Raw genomic sequence first — 23,786 nt, 5'->3', positions numbered from 1 at the left:
ATTTACCCGCACGTCCCAAATTCTGGGGTAATAACTTCATCCTCATTTCAGGAGCAACTGCCGAATATTAATTTTCCTTTAAACATAGGGTTAATATACTTTTTTTTCGACCGCTTCAGCTCTGGTTGCCCAGGCCTACGGTTTCGTCCCGATGATGGCAACATCATCTTTTTATATCAAAAGATATGGCCAGTTCAGGATTAGTTAATATTATGAGTGTATAAAAATGTTATTGATGACTAATTAAAGTAATGAAGAGGACCCTTACAACCCGGGGCGTTCAAATGTCAGATAAGCTGTCTGCTTTCTATTATCCGGCCAGATTGGTTTCCGCAAACTCCCAGTTGACCAGATTTTTCAGATAGGCGTTGATATAATCCGCCCTCCGGTTCTGATAATCCAGATAATATGCATGTTCCCATACATCAACGGTAAGGATCGGAATCAGCCCCCGGGTAACCGGTGTATCGGCGTTTGCTGTTTTGATAATTTTCAGCGCATCACCGTCTTTGACCAGCCATGCCCATCCGCTGCCGAACTGGGAGAGCGCTGCGGATGCAAAGGCTTTTTTGAATGCGTCATAACTGCCGAAGTCCGCGTTGATTTTTTCGGCAATGATGCCGGCAGGCGCACTGCCGCCGCCCGGTTTCATGCTGTTCCAATAGAAGGTGTGGTTGAAGACCTGGGCCGCATTATTGAAAATACCGGCTTCATCGGTGTTATCGCGGGTTTTCTGAATAATTGCCTCAATGGCCAGGCCGGCGTAGGCGGTTCCTTGGATCATCCGGTTCAGTTTTTTTACATACCCGGAGTGGTGCTTCCCGTAGTGAAAACGAATTGTTTTTTCAGAAATATACGGTTCAAGGGCATCGACTTTATAGGGCAAAGACGGTAGTTTTATCGGTCCCGCTCCAGGGTCTGTACAGCTGACACCGGCCATTTGCAACAGTACAAGGGTCCCCGCACCGGCTGAAAGTTTTAAAAATTTTCTTCTGTCCATTCCACCCTCCTTTTTTAAGTTTTGAAACAGGTGTTTTGACTTTTTGAGCTGTCTTTTCGGGCGTAAGTTCCGGGAATTCTGCACAACAGGGTCAGTTTAGGCCACCGGCTTTAACCTTGTCAATGAAAACCTGGTGGGTTATATTGGGCTGCAAACCATATGGATTTCCAGGTGTTTATAGGAGCAACTGAGATGACAGCTGAAAACAGATGAATGAATACACGCTCATACAGGTTGCGGGGATACTGGTCGCAGCCACCGCTTGTCAGTGGCTGGCCTGGCGGATAAAAATTCCGGGAATTGTTTTTCTTCTGATCACCGGCATCCTGGCCGGTCCCGTGCTGGGACTTTTGAACCCCGAAGCAATGATGGGAGATCTTTTTTTTCCCTTTGTGTCCATGTCCGTGGCCCTGATTCTGTTTGAGGGCAGCCTGACCTTGAATTTTTCGGAGATCCGGGGGCTTCACATCGTGGTCCGGAACATGGTGTCCTTCGGCATGCTGGTAACCTGGATCATCACGGCCCTGGCCGCCCGGCTGGGGCTGGGGCTGTCCTGGCAGATCAGCATACTTCTGGGGGCCATCACATCCGTGAGCGGCCCCACCGTGATTGTGCCCATGTTGCGCACGGTCCGGCCCAACCACAACATCGCCAATATCCTGAGGTGGGAAGGCATCATTGTGGATCCCATCGGTGCGGCCATGGCGGTTCTGGCCTATGAATTCATCATATCGGGATCGGCCCAGCAGGCCATGGGCCATACCATACTGGTGTTTGTCCGGCTGGTGGCCACGGGGGTGGCTATTGGCGCGGTATGCGGCTACGGGTTTGGTATGGTCATCCGCAAACACTGGATTCCCGAGTTCATGCACAACCTGTTTGCCTTCTCCCTGGTTTTGGGTGCGTTTGTGTTTTCCAATCATCTGCAGCATGAATCGGGCCTGGTAACGGTCACCGTCATGGGCATCTGGCTGGCCAATATGAAGGATGTGCCCATCGGGGATATTCTTGATTTCAAGGAGCACATCAGTATTCTGCTGATTTCTGTCCTTTTTATTATGCTGGCCGCCCGCCTTGATATTGATGAGCTGATTGCCCTGGGCTGGGGGATGAGTTTTTTATTCATCGCCATTCAGTTTCTGGCCCGACCCATGAACATCATGGTGTCCAGTATCGGCTCCAGCCTGACCTGGCCGGAACGGCACATGCTGGCCTGGATTGCCCCGCGCGGAATCGTGGCGGCAGCTATTTCAGCCTTGTTCGCCACCCAGCTCCAGAAGAAAGGCTACACGGATGCCGGGGTGCTGGTGCCCCTGACCTTTTTTATTATTATTTCCACGGTCATCGTGCAAAGCATTACAGCACGCCCCATTGCCCTGTGGCTTAAAGTGGGTGAACCCATCCCCAACGGCTTTGTAATCATCGGGGCCAATCAGCTGGCGCGTGCCATTGGCAAAACCTTGATGGGTCTGGGGTTTCAGGTTCAACTGGCCGATACCGGGTGGGATCAGGTGATGAGGGCCAAAAACGAGGGGCTGTCCACATATTTCGGCAATCCCGTATCAGAACATGCGGACCGGCATATTCAGCTGGTGGGTGTCCGGGGAGTGCTTGCCCTGTTTCCCCATGAAGCGGTCAATGTGGCGGCAGCCATTCATTATCGCCTGGAATTAGGGGCGGATGAAATTTATATTCTGCCTTCCCGGTCGGAAAACAACCGGTCGACTGCAGACCGAATGTCCATCCAGAACCATGGAAAAATCCTGTTCGGCAAAACAGCTTCATATCCTGCCCTGGCCACCGATCTGGCCCGGGGTGGACAGATTGTCACCACCAAGCTGACGGAAAAATTCACCCTGGCGCAGTTCACGCAGAAACACGGCCCCAAGGCCCTGCTGTTATTTGCCGTGGACAAAACCAACCGGCTTCACGTGTATGCCCATGACAGCCGGATCGTTCCCGAGCCTGGCTGGTCCCTGGTGTATATGCTGAAAAATGGTGAGGAGTGTAGTCATTAATGATCGCTGTGGATCAGGAGTGATTTGCCTAATATGTGGACGGTTAAAAGGGCGTTCATTTGTCTAAAAAATAGTCAACCCGCTTTTTTTTAAGTGTTACTCAGTTCCCTGGAATATCTTGGACAGTGTGCAGTCACCTCGGATTCATCCATTCCAAAATGATTGAGAAGCCGGGCAACCTGCAACGGCCGGCAGTGATCTCCAGCCTCAAGTGCCTCGAAATCTACCGGATCAATACCCAGTAAAGCCAGTATATTATCCCTGGCGTCTTCGTTCTGAGCCATCTGGGCCACCACTTTCATGGTTGCTGTACAAATGTGGCACTCCTCATTATAGAGGGATAAAAAAGGCTTATCTTTGAATTTTTCCGCCACCAATTCTTTAAAAAACAGCACGGCTGATTTTCTCCAGTTTTTTTTCAGATACCCGGGATAAAAAATCATCCCGGTAGGCTATGACCTGATCAATATATTTTTCAGGAACTCTACGGGTATTTTTGAAAAATACCTCATACAATACGATAAATTTCTGATAACAAAAAAAATAGAGTACTCGGATTCGATCCTGAGACAGGGTAAAACGAAGTTCGTGGACTCCATCATGAAGCACATCAGCATAGGGTCTTGGCAGGGTTGGACCATGCTCTTCCAACAGTCCGAGCAGCCGTAGCAGCTTCACCTGATGCTTCTCCGGACGGGAATTGATAAAATCCGTAACCGGACAAGCGTGTTCCATACCATCGCAAAAGAGGACTCTCCATTTTGGTTTCATATTCTATCCCTTATCTTTGAGTCTTCGGATTTATCTGGACACGACCAGCGTTTTGTTCGGTTCATCTTTCCCTATATTCTTAACACTTCCTTTAATTCTGATATTGAGAAAACGCCATCTTCTTTGCGATAGTGATGGGGAGTTCTATCCCGATTACCCTAATTTTTTGTATAGGCCGGTTCTAAATTTTCAATCATCGGATAATGTTTGACACTTAATGTTTTCAGCTGGGCATTTTTTGAATGACAAGTAGCGGCTATGATCGCATCTGCCAATCCTACGCCATGCGATTTACCAAAATCACGTTTATAGAGTCCACCAATCTTAGCAATTTCTGAAGTCATTGGAATGGCTTCAAAGAGGGAAACAAAATTATTCAAAATCGTTAATTCTTGTTTTCCCCTTACCCCTGCATAAAGCTCAGCGATTACAATCGTGGACAAAATTATTTGAGAGGAATTAATATTAATAAAGTCAACAGATTGCTGATAGCCTCGTAAAAAATCAATAAGGACATCTGTATCAGGAAGGAACAATTGTGACATTATTATTCCCTATCCCACTCAGAACGCATTTTTTTAAAATCGGGAAGATCGGACCGATTTTTCCAAATCCCAGCAGTTTCACATAATATCTTTTTTCGCCGGTCATGGCTTGCCTGCTCAATTAAAATATCAATTGCCTCTCGGATAAGTTCGCTTTGTTTTTTTCCTTGGATTTCTGCAAGTGTGGCCAATTCAGCTCGTTGCTGATCTGTCAAATATATTTGGGTTCGTATCATTCTCTACCTCCATTTTGATGTATACATTATAGTTGTACATCGCGAAGGTTTTGTCAAGGCTCTCACAGCAGGAACGCCGGTTACCCAGCACCCCCCGCACAGACCCGGACGTGCATTTTCGTTGACACAGTTTCTTGGCTCTGAGTCCATTGCAGGATTTATCCTCATGGACCACAACTATACATTTTTCGGAGCTCAGTACAGAGCCTGGCATCTTCTTGTTCTTTTCACAGAAATAATCCGGGTGGCAGAGACCTGGGTCACCAGCGTCACGACAACTGGGGTCTTTTCGGGAAGATGATCCACGGCCTGGGCTTGATTTTCAGTTTTGCAGCCGACCGCGAGCAGACAACTCGCAACGGCCAGGATAGCCGCGGTCTGGACAAATGGTGATAACGGCTTGATGTTCTTTTTCTCCTAAGTTCAATATAAAAAATGTCCCCAAATAGGACTTCATTCATGTATTGGTTCGACTATTGCACTCCACACCATACGGTGTGATCCACTAAAGCCATGGACCTGACAATATTGACCAGTTTGATGCCAAGCTCCGTTTTCCCCGGTGGCTGACATCCGGTTCGCCAGTGCAGATGAATGGACCAGTCGTTCTCCACAAGGCTGTTATGATAGATCATGATGATCACAGACTTTGGCTTGAGGGCATCCACACTGGCCCGGATGTCCGCAAAAAACCGTTCCTGGTCCGGAAATTCAAACACCTGCGCCCTCATCCGGGCGGTGATGATTTCAACCCATTGTAAGGTTTGCTCTTTTGGTTGAACTGCTTTTTCGGGGTCGTTCTTCCTCTCTTTATTCGTTAGAACCGATTTCATCCCTGTGACTCCTTAGTTTTAAGTATGCTTCGGCCCACCAACGATAAAATATTTTTTCCAGCCGGTTGATGGTCGGGCATATGGCATTCTTCTTTAGGTTGACTTGTACCTTTTTTGCCCAAACACAGGTTTGCGTTCAGGAACTATCTATATTCAGCAGAATCATATTCTCAAAATACATGCCATTTGTTTAACATATTGAATTTACGTGGTAATAAATTGATCTGATATTATAAACTCAAAATATCGTGTTTATAGGTGCGGAATATGGTATTTGGTGTCAAAATATACGCTATATAGCGTTTTGGAGAATCAACCATGGATGATATGACCATGGCATTGACCAAAAGAGAAAAAAATAAAGGCGTACCGTCAGGCAGTTGCCGGTACGCCTTGCAAGCGCGTCAATTGGGAAGACCATGAAATAGGTGCTATAGGTGGGCTGAAAAAAACGAAAAGACGCGCCTTATTACTATGGTTGACGTTTAGAAGTTAATCTGGAATTTGGTACCAATATAGGTAATCTCATCCTGGCCGCTTTCCTCGTAGTCAATGTAACCGACTTCCGGTGTAATGGTGACGCCCGATGCCAGCGTAATGGGTGCTTGCAGATAGTAGGCAAAGACCTCGTCTTCGCTGTCGGCATCATCATATTCGCCCTGCATGTAACCAAATCCGGCTTCAACAGCGAACATATCATTGAAGGTGTATCCGGCCACGATTTCTCCGCCATAGTTGTCCACATCTTCAACCTCGCCTGTGCCCGTATTCACTTTGGCATAGCCTCTGCCATCATCATGTCCGGTGGTGTTGCACTCCATCAGGTTGCCGGCGTTCTGTCCGTAGAAAGCCTCAATGCCCAGGTTAAAACCGGCAGCCGCCCAGGTGCCTCTGGCCACGATGACATAGGAATCAATATCTTCGTCATCATTGTATTCAAACGTCGCGTAACCGCCAGCAATATCAACGGTTGCATTGCTGCCTATATCAATGCCGTAGGACACTTCGATTCTGGGGATCACCACCTGGATATCGTCATCCACAATATCGGTGCCGTCGTAATACTCTGAATTCGTAGAGATGGCAGCAACCTGGAATCCGCCAAACTGCAGTCTGACCTGGGCATGACGTCCGGGGTCAACTTCGCCATATCCGGCCAGGCCTTTGTTATCGTTCCACGCCTGGTTGGACACAGGCAGGTACAAGGGGGTGTAATCCTTGCCGACAGTTAATTTGCCTGTACCAAAATCCCAGGTGCCGTAAAGCTTACGGACGTCGGCGTTTCCATCGGCAGCACCGTATTCAAAATGGCCACTCAGTTCATCGCTGACCTTTACCTTGGCGCCGATCCTCGAATCGTCTTGCAGATCCTCAGTCAGGTTTGTTTCGTCTTTCAGATCGCTGTCTTCCCAGAACATTCCCACCCGGGCAGATCCATAAAAGTTCCACTCCGAAGCCATGGCTGTTCCTGCGCACAAAAACATCATAGCGAACAGCAGGCCCATAATTTGTTTTTTCATTTTTTTCTCCTTTTAAAAAAATAAAATATTACTAATGTCTGCTCCGCCATGTCCCTCATGGAGTGCATGGCAGTTCAGATCCGTCTGCATATTTGCCATAATCATGCCAAAACAATAACATATGAAAAAAGTGTAGCAGTTAACGGTAGGACATCAAAAATCAAGCGCTGTTTTCCGGGGTATGGCCAAGGTTCATTTCCATGGTCACTTTATGCAAAAAATACCTGACCAGGGTCTACATAATTCTGGGGCCTGTGCCTTAAACGCGGAATATCGTGTTTATAACTGTGAGATATGGTGTTTGGGGTTAAAAATACGATATATAAAATTTTGGAGAATCAACCATGATGATATGATCTTCTTCCATGTCTTTACGCCAAGAATTTTATATTGACAAATAGAGATAAACATTTTAACGGTTTCGTTAAACGGAATGGTTAAGACATAAAGGAGCGCACATTGGAAAGTAAAGCCAGAATACTGAATGCAGCGGTTCAAATCTTTGCAGAAAAAGGGTTTCACGGTGCTCGTATCGAAAACATCGGCGCAGAAGCCGGGATCAATAAGGCAATGGTCTATTACTATTACTCAAACAAGAAAAATTTGTTTCAGGAAGCCCTTAATATGATTGTCGGACAGATTTACTCTGAAGTTGATCTGGGTATACATAGTGAAGATTCCCCGGTCGACAATCCCGAACAGACCCTTGAAAAATTTATTCGGGTCCATTTTTCCGCGTTTTCAAAAAAAAAGGAATGGGCAAAATTATATATTGATGTACTGAACAACCGTCCGGAATACATTCGGAAAGCATACCTGAATGCCTTTGCATCAGAAAATATTCATGAACATACACTGCTTGAAAAAGTCTTTACAGCAGGTGTGGGAAAAGGAATTTTCCGGGACCTTGATTTTAAACAGGTGTTTATCAGTATCTTCGGGATGAATATTATCTATTTTCTGGCCGGCCCAATTGCTGAAATCATACTTAACCTGAACGTTCAGGATGAAAAAGCGTTTCTCAAAGAAAGGGAAAACACCATTGTTGATCTGGTGCTGCACGGCCTGTTGAAAAGATAGTGCTGAAGCAACAGATTGACGGTGTTATATTTTTTTGGCCATGAGTTAACGTAATCGTTGAACATAATGGTTGGATCGGACCACAAACCCTGTATGGTAATTGACGGGAGAGCAGGCAATGTCTAAGAAGCTTATTGATTATACTACCGAAATATTTCGTCTTGGTCTGGATATCGGCTCCACAACGGCTAAATTGGTATTGGTAAACCCAAAAGGCTTTGCAACAAACACCGATTACCAGCGTCACAAAGGGGATATCCCAGGGACAATACAGGATATGCTGGACACCCTTCAACAGCGTGTTGGAGATATTCAGGTTTCCCCTGTTTTTACGGGTTCCGCCGGAATGGGCATGGCGGAACGAACAGGTGTACCTTTTGTGCAGGAGGTGGTTGCGGCGTCAAAGGCTGTCATGGTCCGGCATCCAAAATGCAGAATGGTCATTGATATTGGCGGTGAGGACAGCAAGATGATCTTTTTCAGCCGCAACTGCCGGCCGGATATGCGCATGAACGGCAACTGCGCCGGGGGCACCGGTGCCTTCATTGATCAGATGGCCAGCCTGCTGAATGTAAGCATCCGGGAACTGGATGAACTGGCGCAAAAAGCCGGGCATTGCCACCCCATTGCTTCCCGGTGCGGTGTTTTTGCAAAAACGGATATCCAAAACCTCATCAACACGGGGGTATCCAAATCCGAGATCGCCTTTTCCATATTTCAGGCCGTGGCTGTTCAGGCTGTCAACTCACTTGCCCGGGGCCATGATATGAATCCGCCGGTAATTTTCATCGGCGGCCCCCTCTACTATTACCGATCACTGAGGCACTCCTTTTTAAAGATCCTGTCCATGGGGGAAGAAGATACCCTTCTTCCGGATATGGCCAGGGTCTATCCTGCCTATGGAAGTGCTTTGACACTGGATACTAACGCATGTAGAATCATCCGGCTTCATGCATTTTCCCGGGAACTATGGGAAAAATGGGCTGAGATTACAAGCTGTTCCAAGCATGAGGTTCTGTTTTCTGACCGTGGGGAACGGGCCTTGTGGGAGCAGGACAAGGCGCAGCATTCAACACCTGCGGCTCCTCTGCAGTCGGCAGCCGGAAAAGATGTCTTTATCGGGATTGACGCAGGATCAACAACCACCAAGGTTGTTGCAACTGATGCCGAAGACGCAGTCCTGTTCCGGCATTATGACAATAACCGGGGCAATCCGGTGAAAAGCGTAATCAAAGGATTAAATGCCCTGAAGCAGGCCGTTGAAGAAGCGGGCATCCGGGTAAGGATCAGGGCGTGTGCTGTAACCGGATACGGGGAAGAACTGATCCGGGCTGCATTGAACATTGACCTGGGTATTGTCGAAACCCTGGCCCATTATTACGGGGCAAGGGCCTTTGACCCGATGGTCACCTTTATCCTTGATATCGGCGGGCAGGATATGAAAGCGATTTTTGTCGAAGACAGGGTGATAAAAAATATTGAAATCAACGAAGCCTGTTCATCCGGCTGCGGCTCTTTCATAGAAACGTTTGCCGATTCTTTGGGATATTCCCCGGCCCGGTTCGGAGAGCTTGCATGCACCTCGGCCCATCCGGTTGATTTAGGCAGCCGGTGTACCGTGTTCATGAATTCCAGCGTTAAACAGGCCCTGCGTCAGGGAAGCAATGTGGCTGATCTTGCGGCGGGGCTTTCGTATTCGGTCATCATGAACTGTTTACACAAGGTGTTGAGAATATCGGATGCAGAGGAACTGGGGGACAGAATCGTGGTCCAGGGAGGAACTTTTAAAAATCCCGGTGTCTTAAGGGCCTTTGAGAAATTGCTGGGAAAACGCGTGGTCCGGCCCGATATCTCCGAGTATATGGGGGCATACGGTGCCGCGATCAGTGCCCGGCAAAACGCAGAAAAAACCGGGGATAAAAAGGCCCTGGAACTGTTGCAGAACTTGGATTCGGACCTTGATATACAAAAAAGGCAGATCCTCTGCAAGGGATGCGAAAACCATTGCAAGGTGCAGATGATACGCTTTCCCAATGGCTGCTGCTACTATACCGGAAACCGCTGTGAACAAAGGTTCTCCAACACCGGCCAGGCCGTCCGTCCGGGGGACAATATTTTCAGCACAAGGCGCAAACTGCTGCAAAATCCGGCCCCATTCCCGGTGGACAGTAACGCATCAACCGTGGGAATCCCCATGGCCTTGAATTTTTTTGAGAGTTACCCGTTCTGGGCCGTCTTTTTCAGCGAACTCGGGTTTAAGGTGATCCCATCCTGCCCCCGTGACGGTGATTCTGGCATGGGCAGTGCCGCCACCATCATGTCGGACAACATCTGTTATCCTGCAAAACGGGTTCACGCTCATATATTTGACCTTATTTCACGGAAGGTAGACCGCATCTTTTTTCCCCATGTGGTGTTTGAAACACCCCGGTTCAACGACGAGGCCAACTGCTTTAATTGCCCTGTGGTGACAGGATATCCCGATATCATCAGCAGTTCCGTAAACCCGGGGCGTTACGGCATTCCCCTGGACAGCCCCATCATCAATTTCAGTGACACCAGACTGCTGAAAAAAGCCTGCCGTCAATATGCCCTTGGGCTCTGTTCGGACATTTCAGGATTCAATCATGCATTTGACAAAGCCCTTCAGGCCATGGCGCGTTTTAAAGAGGACTTGCAGCAGGCCGGCAGAAGCACCATTGAAAAGGCCCGGGCCAACAGGGAACGGATCGTGGTCCTTGCCGGACGGCCTTATCACACGGACCCCGCGATTCATCACGCCATCCCCGACCTGATCAGCCGCATGGGCATCCATGTCCTGACCGAGGATGCACTGCCGCTTGAGGGGGTTGATTTGCCCGAACCCCTTGAGGTTGCCGACCAGTGGGAATATTCCAACCGGCTTTACCGGGCCGCTCATTGGGCCGGTCAGGAACCAGGTGCGGAATTCATGCAGTTCAACTCGTTTGGCTGCGGTCCGGATGCCGTTGTCATAGACGAGGTGAAGGTCATACTCAAAACCTATGGCAAGGTGCCTGTTGTGCTGAAAATAGACGAAGTGACCAGCATCGGGTCTGCAAAGCTGCGTATCCGCTCCCTGACTGAAACCCGTTCAAATACAATCCTTCCGGTTTCCCGTTATGGCCGCAGCAAACTGCCTGCCTTCAAGAAAGAGGACAGGCACCGCAAAATCCTGATCCCGGATTTTTCACCGATCTATTCTTTCTTTGCGCAGTCGGCCTTTTCCTCCATGGGTTATGAAGTGGAAACCCTTCCGCCTCCTGATCAAGATTCGGTCAAGCTTGGCCTTAAATACGTCAATAATGACATGTGCTATCCGGCCATCGTGACCATCGGGGATATTATCAAGGGGTTGAACAGCGGAAGATACAATTCGGGAACAACGGCTGTGGCCCTCACTGAAACCGGAGGGCAGTGCCGGGCGACCAACTACACCTCACTTTTGAAAAAGGCTCTTTTACAGGCAGGGCATGACAATGTTCCGGTGGTGTCAGCCTCGTTCAGCCGGCAGAGTGCAAACGACCAGCCGGGTTTTTCCATCAACAGGCCCAAAGTCATCAGTCTGATACTCTCCGGTCTGCTGGTGGTTGATCAGCTTATCCGCATGTACCATGCAACAGCGGTCAGGGAAAAGACTATGGGAGACTCCCTTGAAGTCCTGAAAAGGCATCTTGAGCGTGCCCGGAGCAACATCGGCCCATGGAGGGTCAAAGACAGCCATGACGTACTGGGAAAGGCGGTTCATGATTTCAACCAGATCAGAACCTGCAGCGACGTCTTTCCCCGAGCAGGCCTGGTGGGTGAAATTTATGTGAAATATAATCCGTTTGCCGGCGGCAATATTGCCGAACAACTGATGAGGGAAGGTATCCAGGTCACCATCCCTGCACTGCTCACCTTTTTCCTTCAGACCTTTGTCAATATACCCTTTAACCATTCCCACCACATTCAATCCTGCAGCCGCATGGGCCGGCAGGTTATACCGTTTGTACAGCGGTTTGTCGATGCCAAGATTCGCCGGGCCAATAAATGTCTGTCCGGTTTCAGGCACAGCCTGGAGCCCATTCCGACAGCCTTTGAACTTGCCGCCTTTGCCCAGAGAGTTGTCAATCTGTCAAACCAGGCCGGAGAAGGCTGGCTGCTGCCGGGGGAGGTGGTGAATATGGCCGAGGCCGGAATACGGAACATCATCTCTCTCCAACCGTTCGGGTGTATTGCCAACCACATTGTGGCCAAAGGGGTGTCAAAAAAATTTATAGATCTCTTTCCGGATTTGAATTTTCTGGCCCTGGACATGGATGCAGGAAACAGTGATGCCAATATCCGGAACCGGCTCTCTTTTTTCATTCATTCAACCCGACTGTCAACGGTTGACAGGTAGCTCTTAAAATTGATTACGATGAACGCCTTAGGGAAAAATTCCCCGTTAGAGAGGACAGGAAAGGGTAAAGAGTACGCCGCCTGTATTCCAGCCGTCATCCCCGTCATCCGCGTGCTTGAACGGTGCGGAAATATGCTCGACCCCGTATCCCAGGGAGATCGCAACAGGGGGCTTTTTCTCCCGGTGGAACCGGAAGCGGAACCCCGCGGATCCGGAGATAATACCGTGAATCCCGGTCTCTCCGAGACCGGGAAGATTATCATCGTCGAAAAGATGGGCGAGTCCTCCCCCGAATTTAAAAAAGAGGAATTTATAATGAAAGTCGGCAAGCACCCTGAGCTCCAGGGTCTCGGTATCCCCGTAATGCTCGGTTTCCAGGTAACCGGCCCCGAGCAGGGTTTCAAGAGCGGTCCAGGTGGTCAGATTTTTTCCCAGTGTATAGTTGAGCGTAGTCCATTCATATGCGTCAACAGTATCAGGTCCGATACCGGTCCCCTCGCTCCGGCCGTGGAAAACCGAAAACCCCTGGTAGTCGATAAACCTGTTGCCGGCCCATGCTGCGGGAAGGTTCAACATCTGAACGAAAACAAGAATAAAAAAAGCAGATTTTGCGCGAATACCAATTTCCATTTGACTTCTCCCGGTTTTAACTTTTACAACTGGTTTACACTCCAGTTCATGGTCTGTTCCGCATTTTCACTTCTAATTTTGCCCAAACACAGGTTTGCGTTCAGGCACTATCTATATTCATCAGAATCATATCATCAAAATACATGCCACTTGTTTAACATATTGAATTTATGTTGTAATAAATTGATCTGATATTATAACTTCAAAATATCGTGTTTGTAGCTGCGAAATATGGTATTTGGTGTCAAAATATACGCTATCTAACGTTTTGGAGAATCAACCATGGATGATATGACCTTTTTCCACCAGGCCACCATGAAAATCTGCGGCAGTCTGGATGATAACCGCATGATCCGTGAATGCAGCCTGTTCCTGAAACAGTTTCTTCCCTTGAGCAGCATGATGCTGTGCACCTATGAAGGGGACAAAGGCGCAATCCGGATCCTGTCTTTAACAGACAACCTGCCCAAAGAGTCCAGGGATCAGGCTCTGTTCCTTTCCCCGGAAAGCCTGACTTTTCTGGAAACCCATACAGATACCGGCAGGGTTTATCTGCATGGGCAGCAGGAAAATAACCCGATTGTCTGTGAACTGGAATATTTTTTAAAACTGTCCCGGTGTTCGGAAATTGTGCTGTCCCTAAAACTTGACGGAGAACTGCTTGGAGCTGTTTTGCTTTTTTCCAACAGTTCGGATGAATTCAATGCCGAGCATGCCCGCCTTGCCGCCCTGCTGCATGATCCCTTTGCCGTGGCTCTGGCAAATGTTTTAAAACACAGGGAATTGATGCGCCTCAAAGACCTTCTGGCCGATGACAACCAGTACCTGCGCCGGGAACTTCATCATATCTCCGGTGATGAAATCGTGGGCGCGAGGTTCGGTCTTCGGGATGTTATGGAGATTGTCTGGCAGGTTGCGCCCATGGATGCCAACGTGATGCTGACCGGGGAAACCGGCGTGGGCAAGGAGGTGATTGCCAATGCCATCCACTATGCCTCTGCCCGTCGAAACGGGCCGTTCATCAAGGTCAACTGCGGGGCATTTACGGAAAGCCTTTTGGACAGCGAACTGTTCGGGCATGAGAAAGGAGCGTTTACCGGGGCAATGCAGGGTAAACGGGGGCGGTTTGAGCGGGCACATAAGGGCACTCTGTTCCTTGATGAAGTTGGAGAACTGGCACCAGCAGCCCAGGTTAGGCTTCTCAGGGTGCTGCAGGACGGATGCTTTGAACGGGTTGGCGGGTCCACGCCTATTTCCGTTGATGTCAGAATTATTACCGCCACCCACCGCAATCTGGCCCAGATGGTTAAAGACGGGCAATTCCGGCAGGATCTATGGTTTCGTTTAAATGTCTTTCCCATCCATATCCCGGCCCTGCGCGAAAGAAAGTCAGACATTCCGGAACTGGTCCACCATTTTATCAACAGAAAGCTCAAAACCTATAATCTATCCAAGCACCCGGTCATTGCCCTGGGCACCATGGAACAACTCACGGCCTATGAGTGGCCCGGCAATGTCCGTGAACTGGAGAATATGGTGGAACGTGCCCTGATCCGGCACCTGAGCCAGGAAGAATGGCAGCCGCTTCAATTCTCAGACCTTGTCGGAGAACTGCCGGAGGACAACGCAACACGTCAGGATTCCGGGAATACCAGCGAACATCTGACCCTTGATGAAGCCATCAAACAGCATATTTTTTCTGTGATGAAAAACACCGGCGGCAGAATCCAGGGTAAGGACGGCGCCGCAGCCATTTTAAACATTCATCCCAGTACGCTGCGCAGCCGTATGGATAAGCTGGGCATTCCCTATGGACGAAATAAGTACCAAGATAGAAATAACTTCCGGTTTAATTGTTTGTTTGAAACCGATAACGTTCCTTAATAGCGTATGGTACCTTTACCGTAACCCACGGCATCACCCAATACACCCGCGCTAAGATTTTTGGTGACAGTGGTTATGAAAGTAGAAAAACATCAGTTAACAACCGCATCAACTTGGACTGGTGAGCGCTGCTCCGCTGAGATCCTTAACATATGTCTTCCGTCTCTTGTTTATAGTCTTCTGATGGGTTACCATTTCCGATCATGATAGTACAAAAGCAAGATACGGTCAGTGTAATTATTCCCACATACAACCGGGCCTGGACCCTGAAAAGAGCAGTTGATTCAGCCCTTGCCCAGGACTACCGGAGCAGGGAAGTCATTGTGGTGGATGACGGATCAACCGACCAAACCCGGGACCTGCTGGCAGGGTATGGAGATAAAATCCGGGTCCTGGTTCAGGAAAACAAAGGGGTGAGTGCGGCCCGCAACCGTGGGATTCAAGAAAGCCACGGCAGCTTCATTGCCCTGCTGGATTCCGATGATGCCTGGGAAAAGAACAAACTTTCCTGCCAGGTGGCTTTTTTTCAATCCAATCCCGGGGCAATGATCTGCCAGACCGAAGAAGTCTGGATCAGGAAGGGCAAACGGGTTAATCCAAGGAAAAAACATAAAAAACCGGGGGGCATGATTTTTGAGCCTTCTTTAAAGCTCTGTCTGGTCAGCCCGTCGGCTGTGATGATGAGAAAACAACTCTTTGAGCACAAGGGGATGTTTAATGAGGCGTTTCCGGTGTGCGAGGACTACGACCTGTGGCTGCGTATTTCCCATGACACGCCTGTATATCTGATTGATACCCCCTTAACGGTTAAAACCGGAGGGCATGGGGATCAACTGTCCGCCTCCCACTCCCAGGATAAATACCGAATTCAGTCCATCCTGAATTTGCTTGAGTCCAATGTCCTGTCTTCGGATCAGGAACAGGCTGCTTTAAACGTATTTAAAGAAAAGTGCCGGATTTTTGCCAACGGGTGCATGAAACGGGGCAGGGAAAAAGAAGGCGCCCATTACCTGATGCTTGCCGGCGGCAAGGATAGGCGTGAACTTTCGCGTTTGAAGATTGATTTTAAAAATTGAACATGGCATCTTTAAATACATTTTTAAAAACAAATTGGTACAAGGAGAATTGCAGGATGAAATTTCAAAAAATAGTAGACGATATCTACCGCCTTGCGGTTAACATCGAAGATGAGAATTACCTTTTTGAGGGGATCTGGCCTATTCCCCACGGCATCTCCATAAACGCGTATCTGATCAAGGGTGAAAAGAACGTACTCATTGATCTGACCCAGGACATCATGGGCTTTCCCAGGGCTATTGCCGAACAGATGGAAGGGCTCTCCCTGGCTGTTGAGGACATTGATATCATCGTGGTGAACCACATGGAGCCGGATCACGCCAGCTGGCTGCGGGATTTTTGTAAAAAAAATACCAAGGGCGTGATTTACTGTACCCCAAAGGCGGTTCCCCTGCTCGAAGCCTTTGCCGGGGTCCCGGCGGACCGGGCCGTGGCCATCACGGACGGCATGACCCTGGAAGTTGGGGACTATGAACTCCAGTTTTTTGAAACGCCCAACATCCATTGGCCCGAAACCATGATGACCTATGAAACAAAAAGAAAAATTCTGTTTGCTTGCGATGCGTTTGGTTCCTACGGCAAAGTGGCGGACGACACCATTTTTGACGACCAGCTCTCCGAAGAAAAACATGCTTTTTTTGAAAACGAGGCGCTGCGCTATTACGCCAATATTGTCTCCTCATTTTCTAGCTTTGTACTCAAGGGGCTTACCAAACTGTCCGGACTGGATATCAAGATCATCTGTCCCTCCCACGGAATTATCTGGCGGGAGAACCCCGGCGTGATCATCGACCATTACAAACGCTATGCAGAGTACAGCAAGGGGCCGGGAGAACGGGAGGTTACCCTGGTGTGGTCCAGCATGTACGGCAGTACAAAATCCATGCTGAACCTTGTGGTTGAGACCATAAGAAAACACAAGATTCCGGTGCATGTTTACCAGGCCCCGGGCGATGACATCGGCTATATCCTGGCCAGTGCCTGGAAGTCCGCCGGGCTTATTTTCGGCATGCCCACTTACGAGTATAAGGTCTTTCCGCCCATGTCCCATGTGATTGACGAACTGCTTGTAAAAAAGGTGACCAACAAAAAGGTTTTCAGATACGGCTCCTATGGATGGGTCGGGGGAGCCCAGCGGGATTTTGAATCCAAAATTGAAAAGTCCGGCTGGGATCTGTTCGGTTTTTACGAATGGCAGGGCGCACCTACCACCAAGGATGAACAGGCCATGGTCCAGAAGATCGACGCCTTTTGCGAGGAACTGATTAAGTTTACCGGGTAAAAACAGTCCGGGAAAGGATCTTTCTATTGTATACCCGGGACGGGCGTGGCCAAGTCCCGGTTATACAAAAACATCATGGTTCGACGCCATCTATGTCAAGTCCCATTTCGTCAAGTCCCATTTCGTCAAGCCCCATTTCCCGGCAAAGATTTTGAAGGGTATTCTGGGCTTGATCAAAATCGTATTCGCCAATCTCCCGGGCAAGCTGATCAACCAGGCTTTCCCTGGCATCGTCCGGAATGTGATCCCGGATCTGCCTGGCGATGTCGAGAGCTTGGGTATCGTTCCCGCCGAGCATTTTTTGAAGCGTCATAAGCTGCAGTCTGAGTTCCCCAGGGGCCGGGGCAGGGCCATCCTGTGGTTGTTTTAGTTCTTCCGTGCCTGTGTCAAGGCTATTGATTCCCTGAATAACGTCTGAAAGACAGGCAGAAAAATCAGGCAGCAGGGCCATAACCGTCTGAATGTCTGCGTTTTTGAGTGCATCGTACAGACGTGTTGCGGATTCAAAAACAAGGGTTGCGCTGATATTGCCTGAAACGCCTTTAACCGTATGGGCAAGTTTTTGCGCTGTTTCCATATCCTTGGTGATCAGGGCCTGCTGGATTTTATCTGCCGTATCTGCCTGACTTCCGGCAAATTTTTTTAAAAGATTCCGGTACAAACGCGTGTCCCCTGCCAGACGATATAACCCCTCCTGGATGTTAATCCCCGGCAGAGGACCCAAATTGTCAGATGGTGCCCCATTGCCAACTTCTTTCTTGAGCGGGGTTTCCTTTTCCCGGCCAGATTTTTCTTTTGCAGGCTTTATCCATGTTTTCAAGGCATTGAGCAGCTCCTTGACATCAATGGGTTTGGCCACATGATCATTCATTCCCGCGGCCAGGGCTTTTTCCCTGTCACCGGTCATGGCATTGGCTGTCATGGCGATAATGGGCAGATCCTTAAACCCCGGCAGTTTTCTGATTTCACGGCTGGCGGTGTAACCGTCCATTTCCGGCATGTTGATATCCATGAGCACAGCGTCATATCCTGTTTTCTGCACGGGAGCTAGTGCCAAAACACCGTTATTTGCCAGGTTCACAACAAAACCCTTGTTTTCCAGAATTCCCCTGGCCACCTGCTGGTTCACCTCGTTGTCCTCGGCGACCAGAAGTTTTGCGCCCTGGATTTCCGTCACACCGGGAAGCTGCTCTTTGTGCTGCGCAAAAATGCGTGGATGCATTTTTTCTCCCAGTACCGTCATGATTGCATCGGACAATAAAGACGGAGAAACCGGTTTGACCAGATAGCCGTCAAGTCCCAGACGGCTGGCCTTGTCCACCAGTTCCTCCCGGGCATAGGCCGAAACCATGATAACCGAAGGAATCTTTCCTTCCAAATCGGTTTTTATCTTTTCAGAGGCTTGCAATCCATCCATTCCCGGCATCTGCCAGTCCATGAGAACCAGGTCAAAGGGGGCACCCTGTTTGCGGGCCATGTCCAGCGCCTCCAGGCCGGTTTCTGCACTGTCAGCCTGGATAACCGTGAAGGACATGGCCTTGAGCATTTTTTCCAGCACCGTGCGGGAGATGTGATTATCGTCCACCACCAGGACTTTTTTCTTCAGGATGTCGGCGGCGGCAAAGCGTGATGCAATCGTCTGTGAGCCAATACGTTTTAAACGGACGGTGAAAATAAAGGTGGTGCCCTGGCCATACTCGCTTTCCACCCGGATATGGCCGTTCATCATTTCCACCAGGGATTTGCAGATAAACAGCCCCAGGCCTGTGCCCCCGAATTTGCGGGTGGTGGTGGAATCTGCCTGGGAAAAGGGCTGAAATAATTTGTCCTGCTGGGCTTGGGTCAGCCCGATGCCGGTGTCCTGGACGTAAAATTCAAGCCGGGCCTCATCTGCATCGTCTTCAAGCAATGCACACCCCAAAACAATCTCCCCCTTTTTTGTAAACTTCACCGCATTATTGGTCAGGTTGAGAAGAATCTGGCCCAGCCGGGTGGGATCCCCTATAAGACTGCGGGGAATGTCGGGATCAATGTTATATATCACCTCAAGGCCCTTTTCCTGGGCCTTGATTCCTACAAGATTGGTAACGGTATCCAGAACATCTTCCAGAAAAAATTCAATGGCCTCCATGCTGAGTTTACCGGCCTCAATTTTGCTGAAATCAAGGATGTCGTTGATAACGCCTAAAAGGGCCTTTGACCCGTTTTGAATTTTGTGGAGATAATCATGCTGGCGTGAATCCAGCGCTGTCTGAAGGGCCAGGTGGGCAAAGCCGATGATGGCATTGAGCGGGGTGCGGATTTCATGGCTCATGTTGGCCAGAAAATCACTTTTGGCCTTTGTGGCTTCTTCAGCCACCTGTCTTGCCTCTTCCAGCTCAAGGGTCCGCTCTTTTACCAGGTCTTCCAGGTGATCCCGGTAGTTTTCAAGTTCCTTTTCCGCCTCCTTGATCCAGGTAATATCCTTGGCAATGGATGCGATGGCTAAATGTTTGCCTTTGTCATCCTTTAACAGGGAATAGGTAAACAGATGGGGAAGGACAGTCCCGTCCTTTCTGATCCGGCTGCCCTCGATATTTTTTAATACTTCTCCATTGATACAGCGCTGGTAAAGGCCGCTGTCCTTGATATCAGCTTCTTCCGAGGCAAATATCCCGATGTATTTACCCAGAAGCTCTTCCCTGGAATATCCGTAAGCCTCAATGGTGGCTTCATTCAGATCCATGATGTTTCCGGAAAGATCCGTGATCAGAATCGGGTCCGAGCTGTCTTCAAAAACTTTGGATAAGAGTCGAAGTCCCTGTTCCGCTTTTATTTGTTTTGTAATATCCTTGGCCGCGCCGGCAAGTCCTATGATCTGGCCGTTTTTGTCCAGGACCGGTTCATAGGCGCAAGAAACCCATACCTGACTGCCGTCCTTGCGGCGGACACGGATCTGTGCCTCCTGATGGCCTTCCCCTTTAAGGGCCGCGTCTGTAAGATTTCTATAAACACCTAAGTCCCGTTTATCATATATTTGAAAGGGATAGTCATCCATCTCCATACACTCGGCTACTGTGTAGCCTGTTACCCTTTCAACAGCCTGGTTCACCCAGAGCAGTTTGCCGTCAAGGTTCCGCCAGGACTGCCAGTCGTGGGTGTGCTCCGATATAATTCGCAGCTGCTCCCGGGACACTTTGATCTGTTCAAAGAGTTCCTGGCGTTCAGTGATGTTGCTGTACCGTTCTGTAATATCCGTGGTCAGGCCAGCGATTTTGGATACCTGCCCCTGGGCATTCCGTTCCACGACCTGTCCCACGGAATGGATCCATATCCACCCGGATTGTTTACGGCGCAGCCGGTAATCTTTTTTTAAGGTTGTTTCACCTGCCAATAAGCGCTGAAATGCGTTATCAAGCAATGCAAGATCATCCGGGTGAACAAAAGAAAAATAGTGATCCAGGGTATGGGGAGCTTCCTGTTCTGAATAACCTGCGGAAACAAAAAGCTGTAATGAACAATACTTGATTTGCCGGGACTGCATGTCGATCTGCCAATAATAGGCGTTGGCCGCGTTCAGGGCAAAGTGGAGGCGTGCTTCGCTTTTTAATAATAGTTTTTCAGTCTTTTGCCGTTTGACAATCTCTTTTTTCAATCTCCTGTTGACGATTAACACCATCCCAATGATGATCAGTAAAATGAGGACAGCAGGGACTGCAACCGTCAGAACTTTGCGCCAGGCCATCTTCTTTTCATAATCAAGGGAGATCCATCGGTTGCGGATGGCACTTGTTTCCCGGGGTGTCAAAGAGGCAAGGGCTTTATCCAGGATACCGGCAAGCAATGGCCAGTCTTTTCGCACACCCATACGAAGCTGAGTATTTATATCATCCAGAGCCGCCGCAATCTTCAGCTGGTTTAAGTTGTGTTTTTTTATATGGTAACTTGCGTAGGCCGCATTAACCACGTAGCCGGCAGCCCTGCCAAAGGCAACGGCCTGCAGTCCCTCCAGCGGGTTTTCCACAGGAACATAGATCAGTTCCGGGTATTGCATACGCAGTTGTTTGCTGATGGAGTAAGCATCCACCACAGCAACTTTCTGGCCGTTAAAATCGGAGACTTTTTTGGATATGTCATTATTTCGGTCAACCACCAGAACATAAGGGAAATCAAGATAGGGCCGGGTAAAATCAAGGTAGCTTGCCCTTTCCGTTGTCTTCACCAGGCCGGCCACACAATCTATTTGCCTGTTTTGTGCAGCTTTGAGTATTTGTGCCCATGAAAGCCGGGAACCGTCTTCTTTTTCCATACGTTTAAGGCTCACCTGAAGACGGCTTGCAATCAATTCAACATAGTCGGCAATCATTCCCTGGGATTGTCCCTGGCCATCGATAAAATCAAAGGGGGGACGGTCGGACGCCATCCCGAGTCTGATCACCGGATGGGCTTTAAGCCATTGCTGCTCTTCCTGGGTCAGTGATTTAAGAAAGTGACCGGTATCGGTATCATGGGAATGGCAAGGGTCTGGAATACTGTATAAAAGCAGGAAAAAAATTACGGAAATAAATTTGAACCTAAGCCGCATTATCGTATCCTGACATTACCTTTCTTTGGGTGGGGACTAATTTATTCACAGAAGAGTTAATTGGATCAAAGGGTTTATATATTGTGACAAAAATACCAGAATCAAAGCGTTGAGTAAAGCTGAATCATGGCGCATGGTTGTGTTTTACCGGATTGATTTTATTAAACAACTTAGGAATTTATATACAGGGGATCCCGTTAAAAATTTTGGCCAGTGCAGCCAGAGACCCTTGCAGATCGGCAAGTTTAAACACCTCCAGACACACGGTTCCCGTATAGTGTTTTAAGGGGTCCATGATTTTTTTAAGCTCGCCGGGTGCTGTTTTATCAAGGCCGATATGGTCTTCTGGATATTTGCCGGGCGGTTCAAGGCGAGCATCCACACCGTGGAGGTGAATCAGGCGGATTTTAGGGCCGAACAGTTCAACGGTGCGGGCTATGTCATGCCCGTATTTGATATGGTGACCCAGGTCGGCACAGACGGACAGACCCAAGTCATTGACTATATTTTTTAAAAGATCCGGGGGGTACCACAGGGTTTCCACACCAACCTTTGCCGGGTCTTCCAGGGCCGGAACCAGCAATTCAAGCCCCTGTCGCGCATGCTTTTGCCAGGCCTGAGTGCCCTCCTCCGACGGCGTGGGCTTATCCATCTCCAGATGAAGGGTGAAGCTTGTGACAGGCCCGGGGTAAAAGCGCTCGATTACACGTTTCAGGGTGTCAGCGGCGTGCTGGCGCACCTGGCAATCCGGTGCACATAAGCTGATATCCGTGGGCAGGTGGACATTATAGGTCAGGTCCAGGTCCCGGGCCAGGCAGGTCAGTTCCTTTACATCTGATTTGGACGGGAGCACCTCTTCGGGTTTACTTTCAAACACCAGAAGTTCAATTTCGTCAAAAAAAGCGCCGATTTTTTTGACATTGGGGATGATATGATCCGGATAGATAAAGGAGGTCGTGCCCAGCCTGAAAGGTCGTTTGATCATATTAAAACAAAACCCCGGGCCAACACACAGCCCAGTACCACGGAAACAAGGGCTGACAGCATCATTAACTCACAGGCCTTTTCAATGTGAGCAGGTCTGGGATCATTGAACGTGACGCCGATATAGGGTTTGTCCACAAGCTTGCCATGGTAGATGTTGGGGCCGCCAAATCGCACACCAAGTGCGCCTGCAAAGGCTGCCTCGGGAAACCCTGCATTGGGGCTTTTGTGATTGCGGCCCTGGGTCAGCGCTGTGAAAAATGCCCGCCTGCCCCGGGAAAGGGAAAGCGCTGCTGCTGCCGGCGTAATCATTAGGATGGAGAGCCGGGCCGGAATATAGTTGGCCACATCGTCAATGCGGGCCCCAGCCCTGCCGAACAGAATATAGGTGCCGTTTTTATACCCCACCATGGAATCCAGGGTGTTGATCATCTTGTACATCATGGCGCCGGGAGCCCCGAGCACCAGGGCAAAACACAAGGGGGACAGAAATCCGTCCACGAAATTTTCCGCCACGGTTTCACAGGCCGCCCGGGTGACGCCTGCCTTATCCAGGTCTTTGGTTTGGCGTCCCACAATATACCCCACCTTGATTCTGGCCAGGGCCAGATCGCCCAGGGCCAGGGGTTTAAATACATCCATGGCAGCCCTGTACAGGCTTTTGGTGGAAAAACTGTAAAAAATCAGTACAACCTGAACAATGGCACCCCCAACCGGATGAATCAGGGCGGCTGTGAGAACAACGGCCCAGGTCAGGCCAAAGGCTGTGGCAATCAGGCAAAGGGCAAAGAAAAGACCTGCCCGCAATGGGTTTTCAATCCGTTTTCTGAATACAGGTTCAAAAAACGAAATGGCCCGGCCCATCCAGATAATGGGATGGGGCAGCCATTCCGGATCTCCGGCCAGGATATCCAGGATAAAGGCGGCAGCTAAAATTTGCCAGGTCACATCAAAAAGCAT

At 49.2% G+C, this 23,786-nt stretch carries 18 protein-coding genes; 7 read left to right on the top strand and 11 right to left on the bottom strand.

The genetic code is table 11. The features are described 5' to 3' along the window. Positions 1-310: 310 nt before the first annotated feature. Positions 311-1,000: a superoxide dismutase gene (locus tag AB7U36_RS00990; protein ID WP_428157936.1), complete on the bottom strand. Its 690-nt coding sequence runs from the start codon at positions 998-1,000 to the stop codon at positions 311-313. A gap of 209 nt (positions 1,001-1,209) precedes the next feature. On the opposite strand from AB7U36_RS00990, the gene AB7U36_RS00985 reads away from it, so the two are divergent. Beyond that, positions 1,210-3,018, top strand: coding sequence for a cation:proton antiporter (locus AB7U36_RS00985; RefSeq protein WP_428157935.1), 1,809 nt, complete (start codon positions 1,210-1,212; stop codon positions 3,016-3,018). Between the two features lie 89 nt (positions 3,019-3,107). On the opposite strand, the gene AB7U36_RS00980 is transcribed toward AB7U36_RS00985, so the two are convergent. From AB7U36_RS00980 to AB7U36_RS00965, 4 genes are all read right to left on the bottom strand, one after another. Beyond that, positions 3,108-3,413 carry a hypothetical protein gene (locus AB7U36_RS00980; RefSeq protein WP_428157934.1) on the bottom strand — a complete coding sequence of 102 codons (306 nt, stop codon included), beginning with the start codon at positions 3,411-3,413 and terminating at the stop codon, positions 3,108-3,110. Continuing rightward, on the bottom strand, positions 3,400-3,753 hold the full coding sequence (locus AB7U36_RS00975; protein ID WP_428157933.1) for a type II toxin-antitoxin system RelE/ParE family toxin: 354 nt from the start codon (positions 3,751-3,753) through the stop codon (positions 3,400-3,402). The genes AB7U36_RS00980 and AB7U36_RS00975 overlap by 14 nt, the downstream gene beginning before the upstream one ends. A 194-nt stretch (positions 3,754-3,947) precedes the next feature. Then, positions 3,948-4,334 (bottom strand): type II toxin-antitoxin system VapC family toxin, encoded by a 387-nt coding sequence (locus AB7U36_RS00970; protein ID WP_428157932.1) that lies wholly within the window; start codon positions 4,332-4,334, stop codon positions 3,948-3,950. Between the two features lie 2 nt (positions 4,335-4,336). Beyond that, positions 4,337-4,570 (bottom strand): CopG family transcriptional regulator, encoded by a 234-nt coding sequence (locus tag AB7U36_RS00965; protein WP_428157931.1) that lies wholly within the window; start codon positions 4,568-4,570, stop codon positions 4,337-4,339. A 121-nt stretch (positions 4,571-4,691) separates the two neighbouring features. Between AB7U36_RS00965 and AB7U36_RS00960 the strand changes: the two genes are divergently transcribed. After that, positions 4,692-4,871: a hypothetical protein gene (locus tag AB7U36_RS00960; protein WP_428157930.1), complete on the top strand. Its 180-nt coding sequence runs from the start codon at positions 4,692-4,694 to the stop codon at positions 4,869-4,871. A 172-nt stretch (positions 4,872-5,043) separates the two neighbouring features. On the opposite strand, the gene AB7U36_RS00955 is transcribed toward AB7U36_RS00960, so the two are convergent. Beyond that, a complete protein-coding gene (locus AB7U36_RS00955) occupies positions 5,044-5,403 on the bottom strand; it encodes a hypothetical protein (RefSeq protein WP_428157929.1) in 360 nt (119 codons plus the stop codon). Between the two features lie 485 nt (positions 5,404-5,888). Beyond that, a complete protein-coding gene (locus AB7U36_RS00950; protein WP_428157928.1) occupies positions 5,889-6,923 on the bottom strand; it encodes a hypothetical protein in 1,035 nt (344 codons plus the stop codon). A gap of 459 nt (positions 6,924-7,382) precedes the next feature. On the opposite strand from AB7U36_RS00950, the gene AB7U36_RS00945 reads away from it, so the two are divergent. Continuing rightward, positions 7,383-8,003, top strand: coding sequence for a TetR/AcrR family transcriptional regulator (locus tag AB7U36_RS00945; RefSeq protein WP_428157927.1), 621 nt, complete (start codon positions 7,383-7,385; stop codon positions 8,001-8,003). A gap of 118 nt (positions 8,004-8,121) precedes the next feature. Continuing rightward, entirely contained in the window at positions 8,122-12,405 is a 4,284-nt protein-coding gene (locus tag AB7U36_RS00940) for an acyl-CoA dehydratase activase (protein WP_428157926.1), read from the top strand. A gap of 45 nt (positions 12,406-12,450) precedes the next feature. Here the strand turns inward: AB7U36_RS00940 and AB7U36_RS00935 are convergent, their stop codons facing one another. Next, entirely contained in the window at positions 12,451-13,035 is a 585-nt protein-coding gene (locus AB7U36_RS00935) for a hypothetical protein (protein WP_428157925.1), read from the bottom strand. Between the two features lie 282 nt (positions 13,036-13,317). On the opposite strand from AB7U36_RS00935, the gene AB7U36_RS00930 reads away from it, so the two are divergent. From AB7U36_RS00930 to AB7U36_RS00920, 3 genes are all read left to right on the top strand, one after another. Further along, positions 13,318-14,919: a sigma-54 interaction domain-containing protein gene (locus AB7U36_RS00930; protein ID WP_428157924.1), complete on the top strand. Its 1,602-nt coding sequence runs from the start codon at positions 13,318-13,320 to the stop codon at positions 14,917-14,919. Positions 14,920-15,122: 203 nt separating this feature from the next. Then, the gene (locus AB7U36_RS00925; protein WP_428157923.1) at positions 15,123-15,995 is read left to right on the top strand and encodes a glycosyltransferase family 2 protein; all 873 of its coding nucleotides are present in this window, start codon (positions 15,123-15,125) and stop codon (positions 15,993-15,995) included. A gap of 56 nt (positions 15,996-16,051) precedes the next feature. Next, positions 16,052-17,278, top strand: a complete 1,227-nt coding sequence (locus AB7U36_RS00920; protein ID WP_428157922.1) for an FprA family A-type flavoprotein — start codon at positions 16,052-16,054, stop codon at positions 17,276-17,278. A gap of 73 nt (positions 17,279-17,351) precedes the next feature. Here AB7U36_RS00920 and AB7U36_RS00915 read toward each other — a convergent pair whose 3' ends face one another. The 3 genes from AB7U36_RS00915 to cbiB form a co-directional block, all read right to left on the bottom strand. Continuing rightward, positions 17,352-21,842 (bottom strand): response regulator, encoded by a 4,491-nt coding sequence (locus AB7U36_RS00915; protein ID WP_428157921.1) that lies wholly within the window; start codon positions 21,840-21,842, stop codon positions 17,352-17,354. 178 nt (positions 21,843-22,020) lie between these two features. Beyond that, on the bottom strand, positions 22,021-22,827 hold the full coding sequence (gene cbiR, locus AB7U36_RS00910; RefSeq protein WP_428157920.1) for a cobamide remodeling phosphodiesterase CbiR: 807 nt from the start codon (positions 22,825-22,827) through the stop codon (positions 22,021-22,023). Continuing rightward, positions 22,824-23,786 (bottom strand): adenosylcobinamide-phosphate synthase CbiB, encoded by a 963-nt coding sequence (cbiB, locus tag AB7U36_RS00905; RefSeq protein ID WP_428157919.1) that lies wholly within the window; start codon positions 23,784-23,786, stop codon positions 22,824-22,826. The genes cbiR and cbiB overlap by 4 nt, the downstream gene beginning before the upstream one ends.

The organism is Desulfobacter sp. (assembly GCF_050177295.1).
This window is presented reverse-complemented; position numbering and strand designations above follow the sequence as displayed.

Bases quoted from the DNA above. Each gene is read 5' to 3' on its own strand.
- AB7U36_RS00925 (WP_428157923.1), top strand. From the start codon at position 15,123: ATGATAGTACAAAAGCAAGATACGGTCAGTGTAATTATTCCCACATAC.
- AB7U36_RS00985 (WP_428157935.1), top strand. From the start codon at position 1,210: ATGAATGAATACACGCTCATACAGGTTGCGGGGATACTGGTCGCAGCC.
- AB7U36_RS00920 (WP_428157922.1), top strand. From the start codon at position 16,052: ATGAAATTTCAAAAAATAGTAGACGATATCTACCGCCTTGCGGTTAAC.
- AB7U36_RS00940 (WP_428157926.1), top strand. From the start codon at position 8,122: ATGTCTAAGAAGCTTATTGATTATACTACCGAAATATTTCGTCTTGGT.
- AB7U36_RS00935 (WP_428157925.1), bottom strand. From the start codon at position 13,035: ATGGAAATTGGTATTCGCGCAAAATCTGCTTTTTTTATTCTTGTTTTC.
- AB7U36_RS00950 (WP_428157928.1), bottom strand. From the start codon at position 6,923: ATGAAAAAACAAATTATGGGCCTGCTGTTCGCTATGATGTTTTTGTGC.
- AB7U36_RS00975 (WP_428157933.1), bottom strand. From the start codon at position 3,753: ATGGAACACGCTTGTCCGGTTACGGATTTTATCAATTCCCGTCCGGAG.
- AB7U36_RS00955 (WP_428157929.1), bottom strand. From the start codon at position 5,403: ATGAAATCGGTTCTAACGAATAAAGAGAGGAAGAACGACCCCGAAAAA.
- cbiR (WP_428157920.1), bottom strand. From the start codon at position 22,827: ATGATCAAACGACCTTTCAGGCTGGGCACGACCTCCTTTATCTATCCG.
- AB7U36_RS00915 (WP_428157921.1), bottom strand. From the start codon at position 21,842: ATGCGGCTTAGGTTCAAATTTATTTCCGTAATTTTTTTCCTGCTTTTA.
- AB7U36_RS00970 (WP_428157932.1), bottom strand. From the start codon at position 4,334: ATGTCACAATTGTTCCTTCCTGATACAGATGTCCTTATTGATTTTTTA.
- AB7U36_RS00990 (WP_428157936.1), bottom strand. From the start codon at position 1,000: ATGGACAGAAGAAAATTTTTAAAACTTTCAGCCGGTGCGGGGACCCTT.
- cbiB (WP_428157919.1), bottom strand. From the start codon at position 23,786: ATGCTTTTTGATGTGACCTGGCAAATTTTAGCTGCCGCCTTTATCCTG.
- AB7U36_RS00965 (WP_428157931.1), bottom strand. From the start codon at position 4,570: ATGATACGAACCCAAATATATTTGACAGATCAGCAACGAGCTGAATTG.
- AB7U36_RS00930 (WP_428157924.1), top strand. From the start codon at position 13,318: ATGGATGATATGACCTTTTTCCACCAGGCCACCATGAAAATCTGCGGC.